Origin of the sequence: Shouchella xiaoxiensis, from assembly GCF_016907895.1 — a bacterium.
In the GTDB taxonomy this organism is placed as follows: Bacteria; Bacillota; Bacilli; order Bacillales; family Bacillaceae_D; genus Shouchella; species Shouchella xiaoxiensis.
In genome coordinates, this window is the sequence record NZ_JAFBCV010000010.1 from 165,883 (window position 1) to 174,619 (window position 8,737).

Below are 8,737 nucleotides of genomic sequence, written 5' to 3' on the forward strand. Positions count from 1 at the left end.
AAATATCTTCATGGATTATCTCGCAATAGAAAGCGCTTTCAATATAAATTATCTTACACGTTTTTTATATTTGTCAAGAAGTTTTTTTGCGAACTCCCAATTATATACAGAGTCTTTCTCAAGAACATTAAAACGATTCTTATTTCTCATCACCATAGTTTAATCATTGTCGAGCAAGCAACTAATCTTAACCTTCACAACTCTATCTCCAATCTGGTTGAAGCTTTGCTGCGATACTAGACCACGCCAACTTAAGCCCTTCTTGTTAAGGGCGATTAGATTGTGGACTAGATAATTCTGACGCGTATTACCAATACAAATACCCTTTACCGCTGATAAAGCTACACACACTTTAGTTACTAAAACAGCAACAATCAATTGTTAAATTTAATACCCCGATCGGACAGATCTAGCAATTTCATGCTGGAATGAAACATTACATAACTTATTAATGTGAAAGAATAAATTAAAAACATCACAAACTTGCAGAAAAGTGCACTCGACCTTGCAAGAGACTTATAGAATAATTTGGATGATGGAGCGATGCTTGAAAACCACTAAGAAACACCAATAGATTTTCCACCAAAAAAACTAGCGACTACTACTGTAATCGCTAGCTTTTTTTATCTTGCTTCTGAAGCTATGAAAAAAGTTGGTGTCAGAATCAAGAAAGTCTTAATTAGCTAAAGTAAAAAAGACGGAGCCGCTCATGTAAATAAATTGTTGAAGTGCTTGAGTAGAAGTTCCTAAATTAGCCCAACCACCAACTATTGTCATATTTGTTCCAGCTGGAATTAAGACGTTAACAAGATTGTTTACTCCGCTTAGTATTGTTGAAGTTGGATTTGAAATACCTGGGACAAATCCTGTAGTTGAATACGTTATCGAGAGAGGCTCAATGCTAAAATTAAATGTACCTGCTGCCGATGTAGCAACTGCTACATAAGGTCTAAAATCTGTACCGACAGATGGTGTGAAAGCAGCAAAATTATTAAACAAAGTAGATAAGCCTACTAATCTCACTGCCTGTGGAAAGCTAAAGAAAAACTGATAATTATCTGAAGCGAAAGGTACAGTAAATCCACTACCACCTGTTAATGTCAAATCATTACTCGTTCTACCAAAAGAAAGCAAATTTATATTTATTGAATCGCCCGCTACATTTGTACTCGGATTAGCCGTTCCCCTTCCTGCTCCTCCCGCAGACGCAAAGATAACCGGAAAAGCCGCTTGGGCTAAAGGACCCGTTACTCCAGTTGCCCCGGTCGGTCCTTGTACTCCTGTACTTCCTGTTCCCCCAGTTGCTCCGGTGATTCCTATACCTTGTACTCCTGTCGCTCCAGTTACTCCCGTCGGTCCTTGTACTCCTGTACTTCCTGTTCCCCCAGTTGCTCCCGTGATCCCTATACTTCCTGTATTTCCTGTCGCTCCGGTTACTCCCGTCGGTCCTTGCACTCCTGTACTTCCTGTTCCCCCAGTTGCTCCGGTGATTCCTATACCTTGTACTCCTGTCGCTCCAGTTACTCCCGCCGGTCCTTGTATTCCTGTACTTCCTGTTCCCCCAGTTGCTCCCGTGATCCCTATACTTCCTGTATTTCCTGTCGCTCCAGTTACTCCGGTTGATCCTTGTACTCCTGTCGCTCCAGTTACTCCGGTTGATCCTTGTACTCCTGTCGCTCCAGTTACTCCCGTCGGTCCTTGCACTCCTGTACTTCCTGTTCCCCCAGTTGCTCCGGTGATTCCTATACTTCCTGTATTTCCTGTCGCTCCAGTTACTCCGGTCGGTCCTTGTACTCCTGTACTTCCTGTTCCCCCAGTTGCTCCGGTCGGTCCTTGTACTCCTGTACTTCCTGTTGCTCCGGTTACTCCGGTTGATCCTTGTACTCCTGTATTTCCTGTCGCTCCGGTTACTCCCGTCGGTCCTTGCACTCCTGTACTTCCTGTTCCCCCAGTTGCTCCGGTGATTCCTATACCTTGTACTCCTGTCGCTCCAGTTACTCCCGTCGGTCCTTGTACTCCTGTACTTCCTGTTGCTCCGGTTACTCCGGTTGATCCTTGTACTCCTGTATTTCCTGTCGCTCCGGTTACTCCCGTCGGTCCTTGCACTCCTGTACTTCCTGTTCCCCCAGTTGCTCCGGTGATTCCTATACCTTGTACTCCTGTCGCTCCAGTTACTCCCGTCGATCCTTGTACTCCTGTACTTCCTGTTCCCCCAGTTGCTCCAGTCGGTCCTTGTACTCCTGTACTTCCTGTCGCTCCAGTTACTCCGGTTGATCCTTGTACTCCTGTCGCTCCAGTTACTCCGGTTGATCCTTGTACTCCTGTCGCTCCAGTTACTCCCGTCGGTCCTTGCACTCCTGTACTTCCTGTTCCCCCAGTTGCTCCGGTGATTCCTATACTTCCTGTATTTCCTGTCGCTCCAGTTACTCCGGTTGATCCTTGTACTCCTGTATTTCCTGTTCCCCCAGTTGCTCCGGTGATTCCTATACTTCCTGTAATTCCTGTCGCTCCAGTTACTCCGGTTGATCCTTGTACTCCTGTACTTCCTGTTCCCCCAGTAGCCCCCGTGCTTCCTGTATTACCTGTCGCGCCGGTTACTCCAGGAGCACCTACTAAACCAAGATACGTAAAGTCTGGAGAATTGTTTGGAAAACCGGTTGGTCTATCTGTATTTACTAAATAGAGTCCACCCTCAAACGTAACTATTTGACCCACTACATAATTATTAGAATTCGTTGGATCAAATGGGACGATTACATTATATGGTAAATCTATAGAACCGGTTGGTCCGGTTGGTCCAGTCGGTCCTGTTAATCCATATAATGAAGGATTGATAAACGAGTTAGTTAATCCACCATTTGTAGTTGACCTTTTGAAAAATTGAATTCCATTAGAACATTGAAAATGACTCCACACAAGTGATCCCCTCTTTTTTATATTCAAATAAATAAACCTACCCACACTAAGAAGATAGAACCTTATTGTATTCATCCTATGACGTAATTGAGTAAACGAAACAGTCCCTTACTAAAACTGTGTAGTCACATTACGAATCAAACCTTTTTTATTATAGATCTGTATTTTTGTTACGAAAAATCCTCTAAAAAAGAATTATGAAACGAAAAAAACTTCAATCAGGTCTCCGCCAACTAGGCTTTTCCTGCTTGAAGCTTCATTTGATATTGTCGAATCGGTTTCTCTAAACCGATTTTTTCGATTTGCTTGCATTCCATTGAAGAACCGACGAGGTTGTAGATCCAGACCTCTTCTATTTGATAATCGCATTTAAATTGCTGCAAAATGGGGGACACTAAATCAGCACGTTGCTTATTAAACAATTCTACTTGCAACAACAGTATTCTCGTTGAATCTCGCGTAAACGAGAGATAGCCGATCTGTTTGTCTTCTTCCCATATTGATAGTACCGTTGCTAGCTTATCCAAACGAGTTCTCCACGGAACATCAACTGGTTCATTAACATCTTGTTCAGCAGCCACGCTTGCTTTAAATCTTACTAACGTCTTATAATCAATTGAATTGTACATCAATTTCCCTACTACTAATTCATTTAACTGTTCAAATCCAAACTCTGTGTAAACCCGGTAAGCTTTCGCATTCTCCGTAATCACTTCAAGCAATATTTCTGAACAATTTTTTACCCTGGCTTCCGCTTCAACTTGCTGAAGCATTTTCTTGGCAACTCCCTTTTTTCGATATGCCGGGACGACTGCCATTCCACCAATCCACATCTGCTTTACACCATGGAATTCAGCCATTCCTGTCAAAATCACTCCTGCAATTTTTTCATCAACAAGATAGGCGAAGGATGCATTCACATCAAGATTCTCTCGCTCCATTTTCTTTATCAGTTTTTCTACCGTCGTTTGCACTGGCACTAAGTAATCGGAAAATCCCTCGTTCCATGCGTCAAGGACATCAGCCATATGAAGTTCTGCTATTGTTTTAAACACCGTTATCCTCCTTCTTATCCCGCGTCTGCTTATACGCCATATGATCAAGTCCCCACTGGTGCATGGCGTTCAAGATTGGCTCTAGTGACTGCCCATAGGTGCTAATGTCATACTCAACTTTCGGTGGATTTTCTGGATACACGTTGCGGTTAATAATGTCTTCCTCTTCTAGCTCGCGTAATTGTTGGGTCAGCACTTTCGGCGTAACGGCTGGAACCGCACGCTGTAACGCGCCAAACCGCGTCGGTCCATGAGCAAGTAGGTGCAGCAAAATCGCCAGCTTCCACTTGCCAATAATCACATCCATCGCCTGACTGACTTGGCATTGATCGGGTACAATTTTCATTTGTTTCCCTCCTAGTAGTTTCCTTGAGGATACCTGCTTTCATGAAAGTACGTACTATTAAATGCGTTTATCATAAGGCAAAATAGAGGAAGATACAACTAACGTGATTGCGAACTAAGGGAGGATCCATAATGAATCGAATTAATAAAGAGAATGGCTTAGAATTTGGCATCTATACACTCGGCGATCACTTGCCGAATCCCCATACAGGCAAACGAATCTCCGCGCAGCAGCGCATTAAGGAGATCATTGAATTTGCAAAGCTAGCAGAGGAAGCAGGCATTGATTTCTTCAGCGTCGGTGAAAGCCATCAGGCGTTTTTTGCGACTCAGGCTCATTCCGTTGTTTTAGCAGCAATCGCCCAGGCAACAAAGAAAATCAAGATCGGGAGCTCCTCCACGATTATTAGCACATCCGATCCGGTACGAGTGTACGAGGACTTCGCAACAATCGATTTAATTTCAGACGGACGAGCGGAAATTATCGCCGGCCGCGCATCTCGCGTTGGCTTATACGATCTACTTGGCTATGATTTACGCGATTATGAAGGGCTGTTTGAAGAGAAGTTTGATTTGCTTCGTCAGATCAATGAAGAAAAAATCGTCAACTGGAGTGGCGAATTTCGCGCATCTTTACGCGACGCTGAAGTGCTACCACGCCCACTGGAAGGCAAAATGCCTATCTGGCGCGCTGTTGGTGGTACACCAGCAAGCGCCATTAAAGCCGGACTTGCCGGCGTACCAATGTTCCTCGCCCATTTAGCAGGACCAACAGCGGCGTTTAAACGTTCAATTGATGCGTACCGTGGAGCGTTGACGGAAAGCGGCTACGATCCAGCCGACTTCCCCATTGCTACAGCCGGTTTATTCTATGCGGCAGAAACAACGCAAGAAGCACAGCGTGCCTATTACCCAGCCGTTAACGAAGGCATTACATTAACAAACGGACAAGGTTTCTCCAAGCGTGCGTTTGCCCAAGGTGAGGATGTCCGCGACGTACTTAACGTCGGTAGCCCGCAGCAAATCATTGAAAAAATTCTTTACCAGCATGAACTGTTTGGACACCAACGCTATATCGCACAGATGGATTTCGGCGGTGTCCCGTTTGATGAACTAAAGAAAAACATTGAGCTCATCGCAACCGAGATTCTCCCAGCCATACGTAAGTATACAAAGGGGGAATCGGAATGAAAATCGTCGCCCTCTCCGGCTCCGTTGTCGGTTCCAAAACAAGAACGATGATCGACGAAGTTGTTAAACAGCTGCATGACTACGATGCAGACACGGAAGTCACCCTACTCGACCTCGCTGAATACGACATTACGTTCAGCGACGGCCGTCAGTTTATTGAATACAGCGGCGACACCGGTTACGTCGCCCAGACGCTAATGGCTGCTGACGCAATTGTGATCGGCACCCCTGTATTCCAAGCTTCTATTCCTGGCACGCTCAAAAACATCTTTGACCTGCTTCCGGTGCAGGCTTTTGAAAACAAAGTTGTCTCGATCGTTGTCACAGCCGGTAGTCCGAAACACTACCTTGTCGCCGAGCAGCAGCTGAAGCCCATTCTTAGCTACATGAAGGCGCAGCTCGTGCAGACATACGTTTTCGCAGAAGAGAAAGATTTTCACCAGAAGCAGATTGCCAACGATGATCTCATCTTCCGCGTCCAGCGCCTCGTTGAAGATACACATCTGTTAACCCGCACGGTGCAGGCGATGCGGCAAGAAGCTGATGATGCGTATGGTTTTTGAGCAGGATAATAACTATAAACAGACTCAACTAAAAAAATCCGTCAACTGACGGATTTTTTCTTCTTCCTATTGAAGAGCCGGTAAAACAAATTCTGCTTTTTCACTTCTAAAGCTAACCGTCTTGTCCCATGTTACTTCAATGTCTTCACCAGTTTTAGCATCAAGGACAACATATAGCTTGATTTGTCTCCCTGCATCCAATGCGCCCATTGTATTAATTGTATCAAGACCTGCATTGTTGTTTGAACTTACTAAGATTCGCTCTAGCTGATAGCCCTCTTCGTCGTACGCTTTTAAATCACTATTTGAGAACGGGATCGAATCGTCACTTTGATTGTTCACGTTAAACTCGATCAAATACATATAATCATTTTCACGCTCAGAATGCATGTTAATCTCCCCATCATAGACAGCAAGATTCTCTAAACGCATTTCAATATCGTCAACAACAAACACATCACCAACACTCGCATAACTTTCCTCTACTTCATCAGGCGTTTTTCATCCTCTGCTTCAGCAGAAGCCGTATCATCAGAATTCATTGCCTGTTGTGGAGTTGGTTCAGATGAAGAGCCTGATACCATCAAGATAACGCCAACCACAAAAGTCACGATCCCCAAACCAAATCGTTTGAAATTCATCCGATTCTTTCCGAACAAACCTTTCAATATAATGAATATTCCGTAAAAAAAAGCTTCCAACCATTAGTAACACACCAATTGCTTGCATATGTCATTCCCCCTGTTTATTTTTAATGGATAGATTGATTGCCTTGAATGTTCCTTACACACGAAACCCAGATGTATGATTTGAAACGCTATCATTCCGAGAAACAGCATACCACTCAATGAGTGCAAGTTGTCCTAAAATGTTTACCAATTCATTTCAAACTCCATTTATAGCGGTGGTTACCGCATTTTGAGTTAAACATTAAAACTATTCCTACATTTTAACCTCTCCAATACATTCTATTATTTCTAATTAGACATATAAAAAAAGCCGTGGCCCGAGCCTACAGCTTCAAAGAAATTTTATTGGGTTAACGTTCCGACTCGATCTAATAATCCATTCAACCAGGCTTCATCCGTTATGGTTTCTACGTAAGACCAGAAGCGTGCACGTAAGTCATATGACTTTAATTGATCCACATAGACTTTTCCAGTTGTTTTTAGCCCTTCGGGTAACTCGTATGCATAAGTCCAGTTCGATGGACTACTTGTTATTCCAGCAATAAGAACAAAGTTCGAACGCTTATTGTACCAATGAGGAGAAATAACAACTGCGGGGTGCCTTCCCTTTAATTCAAATCCGGCCTGCGGCGTAAAGTTTAACCAGATCAAGTCGCCTCGCTCTAAGTCTTTATGTGATTCTTTACCCATTAGATCATTTCGTCTCCCTCGGGACCGTCTTCAGGAAAAATCTCTGATGGCGGGACCTTACCTTCCATGTCCTGTATCGCGAACTCAGCTGTGAATTTTTTTTGAACAGGTTGAAGAATGATTTGATTCCCTTCTACTTTCATCACTAATTCACTTCCTTTTTCAAGATTAAATGACTTAGTAATACTTTGAGGGATACGAATGGCCAGACTGTTTCCCCATTGATTAACAGCGATGGTCATATAATTCCCCCCTAGTGCATGTTGTATATCCATTGTATCACATCCTTTTAAAACAGTATATACACTGGATATACTTTTGATACTAGATAGTTCCTTTGCCTAAAGTATCTTTCAAAAATTCCCCCCCAAACCCAATTGAGAATTGTTATCACTTGATGTATACTTAATAATAATGAAGCAACTCATTCTAAAGGAGATGATTCGATGCAAATTTACTGGACGAAAATCAATCAGATTATTGACGAGACCCCTGAGGTTAAAACATACATGCTCGACTGCCCAGAAGGATTTACATGGGAAGAAGGTTCTCATACGCACTTTGCACTGAAGGGGTTTAATGCCGAAGAGAAACCAAACCGCAGCTTAATCCGTCATATGTCAATCTCAACTTTGCCAAATGAGAAGTCGATTGGGATTACAACGCGTATCAAAGAAGAATGCTCAGAGTTTAAAATGATCCTTAGAAATCTTGAAGTCGGGCATGAGGTGGCGATTTTCAAGACCCATTCAAACGTTCCGCTCAAACGCGAAGATAAGAACGTTTACTTACTTTCGGCAGGTGTTGGTCTCGCCACATTCCGTCCGCTTGTGCTTGATTACCTTGAACGCAATGACAACGTTAATCAGATTCACTCGTTAAACGTTGATTCATCCAGAGCCTATTTGTTCACGAACCTTTTTGAATCAGCACCGGATAAAAAGTTTACGACGCAGTTCGTTGATAACCGGAAAACATATTACGATGAAGTGAAAAAGCTCGCTTCAGATGAAAACGGCCTTTTCTATGTTGTCGGTAGTGACGAGTTTCTTGTTGAAAATATTGCCCTCTTACGTGCTGAAGGCGTTAAGCCAGAACAAATCATGCTTGATAAGCACGCACAGCAACTTCCCAACTTTTTAACATCAGAAGTCACCATTTAAAACAATCACCCTCCAGCTGGAGGGTGATTGTCAGATTGTCGAGAAAGCCTTGGTTCTGTGAACCCAGGCTTTCTCTTATGGTCTTTTGATTGGTCCCAATGACGAAATTTGATGGTGAAAAGGAT

At 43.4% G+C, this 8,737-nt stretch carries 10 protein-coding genes; 3 read left to right on the top strand and 7 right to left on the bottom strand.

The features are described 5' to 3' along the window. Nucleotides 1-675: 675 nt before the first annotated feature. The 3 genes from JOC54_RS15620 to JOC54_RS15630 form a co-directional block, all read right to left on the bottom strand. Nucleotides 676-2,916, bottom strand: coding sequence for a beta strand repeat-containing protein (locus JOC54_RS15620; RefSeq protein ID WP_367617814.1), 2,241 nt, complete (start codon nt 2,914-2,916; stop codon nt 676-678). Nucleotides 2,917-3,149: 233 nt separating this feature from the next. Beyond that, nucleotides 3,150-3,971: a GNAT family N-acetyltransferase gene (locus tag JOC54_RS15625; protein ID WP_051992144.1), complete on the bottom strand. Its 822-nt coding sequence runs from the start codon at nt 3,969-3,971 to the stop codon at nt 3,150-3,152. After that, nucleotides 3,964-4,317: a winged helix-turn-helix transcriptional regulator gene (locus JOC54_RS15630; RefSeq protein ID WP_035442259.1), complete on the bottom strand. Its 354-nt coding sequence runs from the start codon at nt 4,315-4,317 to the stop codon at nt 3,964-3,966. The genes JOC54_RS15625 and JOC54_RS15630 overlap by 8 nt, the downstream gene beginning before the upstream one ends. 131 nt (nt 4,318-4,448) lie before the next feature. On the opposite strand from JOC54_RS15630, the gene JOC54_RS15635 reads away from it, so the two are divergent. Together JOC54_RS15635 and JOC54_RS15640 are read left to right on the top strand one after the other, a co-directional pair. Continuing rightward, nucleotides 4,449-5,507: an LLM class flavin-dependent oxidoreductase gene (locus JOC54_RS15635; RefSeq protein WP_204467307.1), complete on the top strand. Its 1,059-nt coding sequence runs from the start codon at nt 4,449-4,451 to the stop codon at nt 5,505-5,507. Next, nucleotides 5,504-6,070 (top strand): NADPH-dependent FMN reductase, encoded by a 567-nt coding sequence (locus JOC54_RS15640; protein WP_204467309.1) that lies wholly within the window; start codon nt 5,504-5,506, stop codon nt 6,068-6,070. The genes JOC54_RS15635 and JOC54_RS15640 overlap by 4 nt, the downstream gene beginning before the upstream one ends. A 66-nt stretch (nt 6,071-6,136) precedes the next feature. Here the strand turns inward: JOC54_RS15640 and JOC54_RS15645 are convergent, their stop codons facing one another. The 4 genes from JOC54_RS15645 to JOC54_RS15660 all read right to left on the bottom strand — a co-directional run bounded on the left by JOC54_RS15645 (nt 6,137) and on the right by JOC54_RS15660 (nt 7,724). After that, nucleotides 6,137-6,526, bottom strand: coding sequence for a hypothetical protein (locus JOC54_RS15645; RefSeq protein ID WP_204467311.1), 390 nt, complete (start codon nt 6,524-6,526; stop codon nt 6,137-6,139). Nucleotides 6,527-6,552: 26 nt separating this feature from the next. Continuing rightward, nucleotides 6,553-6,711 (bottom strand): hypothetical protein, encoded by a 159-nt coding sequence (locus JOC54_RS15650; RefSeq protein WP_204467314.1) that lies wholly within the window; start codon nt 6,709-6,711, stop codon nt 6,553-6,555. A gap of 390 nt (nt 6,712-7,101) precedes the next feature. Next, nucleotides 7,102-7,449 (bottom strand): type II toxin-antitoxin system PemK/MazF family toxin, encoded by a 348-nt coding sequence (locus tag JOC54_RS15655; RefSeq protein WP_204467316.1) that lies wholly within the window; start codon nt 7,447-7,449, stop codon nt 7,102-7,104. Further along, complete coding sequence (locus JOC54_RS15660) at nt 7,449-7,724, bottom strand: AbrB/MazE/SpoVT family DNA-binding domain-containing protein (protein WP_204467320.1); 276 nt, start codon at nt 7,722-7,724, stop codon at nt 7,449-7,451. Before JOC54_RS15660 ends, JOC54_RS15655 begins: the two co-directional genes overlap by 1 nt. 171 nt (nt 7,725-7,895) lie before the next feature. On the opposite strand from JOC54_RS15660, the gene JOC54_RS15665 reads away from it, so the two are divergent. After that, on the top strand, nt 7,896-8,612 hold the full coding sequence (locus tag JOC54_RS15665; protein WP_204467322.1) for a dihydropteridine reductase: 717 nt from the start codon (nt 7,896-7,898) through the stop codon (nt 8,610-8,612). Nucleotides 8,613-8,737 lie beyond the last annotated feature (125 nt).